Here is a 1,256-nt window from a genome sequence, read left to right on the forward strand (position 1 = left end):
TGTAGTGGTCAACTAATTTCGGACAGGCAGATAGGTTCTTTTGCTGTCGGTTTCGCCTCGTAAGCGGCGGGCGACAGATAGCCCAGCGTGGAGTGCAACCGCACCGGATTGTAGAAAGCGACTATGTACTGGTTGATATCGCGCCGAGCCTCATCGTGGTTGGCGTACCGACGCTGCCATACACGCTCCATTTTGAGGTTCAGGAAGAATCTTTCCATCACCGAATTATCCCAACAATTTCCCTTGCGACTCATGCTGCAAACCACGTGATGCTGCTTCAGCAAGGCCTGGTATTCATCGCTTGCATACTGGCTGCCTCTGTCCGAATGTAGGACCAGTCCCGGCGCTGGCCGACGCTGCTGCAGCGCCATCGTCAATGCCGACATGACGAGTCCAGCCGGCATGGTGGGTGCCATTGACCAGCCAACCACCCTGCGCGAGTGCAAGTCCAGCACGACTGCCAGATAGAGCCAGCCCTGTGCCGTGCGGATATATGTGATGTCCGAAACCCATGCACGATTGGGCTCGGCCACGTCAAACTGTCTGTCGAGCAGGTTCTCTGCCACAGGTAGCGTATGTCTGCTGTCGGTCGTCGAGACGAACTTGCGCTTCCAGCTCGTGCGCAGGCCCGCTTCGCGCATCAGCGTACGCACCCGGTAACGACCGATTCGCAGCCCTTGCTCCCGCAGTGCATGCATCACGCGGCGGCTACCATAGCTCGCGCCGCTCGCGGCGAATGCTGCCTTGACGTGCGTCTTTTCCTGCAACCTCTTCGCGCTCGGCGCGGCGCTCCGGTGCGCATAGTAGCCAGAGCGGCTCACCTGCAAAAGCCGGCAGGCGTGACTGACCGATACGGCCTCCCGTTGCAAATGAGTTACCACGCGGTAAATCACTTCAGTTCCCGGGCAAAGAAGGCCGATGCTTTTTTTAGCAGCGCGTTGTCCTCGCGCAGTTGCCGGTTTTCCGCCTCGAGCTGCCGGATACGCTGCTGCTCAGCCGTGAGCGGCTTGCCCTCGCCGGGACCACCAGCACGCTCCGCATCGTACTGCGCAACCCAGCGGCGCACGGCTGTCTCTACAAGGTCCATCGACCGGCACACTTCGCTAACCGATAGCCCCTGGTCTCGCACCATCCTTACTACTTCCAGCTTGAAGCTGGCGTCAAATTGTCGGCGCCTTCTTGTCATCTTGCTCTTTTTCCTCGTCGATTCAGGATTGTCCCCCTATCGACCTGTCCGAGGAAATTAGACCACTACA

At 58.9% G+C, this 1,256-nt stretch carries 1 protein-coding gene; it reads right to left on the minus strand.

From position 1 onward, the window contains the following. Window positions 1–8 precede the first annotated feature (8 nt). Window positions 9–1,186, minus strand: a protein-coding gene (locus tag C0Z16_RS36970) for an IS3 family transposase (RefSeq protein ID WP_208638675.1) whose coding sequence is annotated in 2 segments (ribosomal slippage) — window positions 9–919 and window positions 919–1,186 — 1,179 coding nt in all. Because the reading frame shifts where the segments join, the coding sequence is not laid out codon by codon here. Window positions 1,187–1,256 lie beyond the last annotated feature (70 nt).

This window comes from Paraburkholderia rhynchosiae, assembly GCF_002879865.1.
Taxonomy (GTDB): Bacteria; Pseudomonadota; Gammaproteobacteria; order Burkholderiales; family Burkholderiaceae; genus Paraburkholderia; species Paraburkholderia rhynchosiae.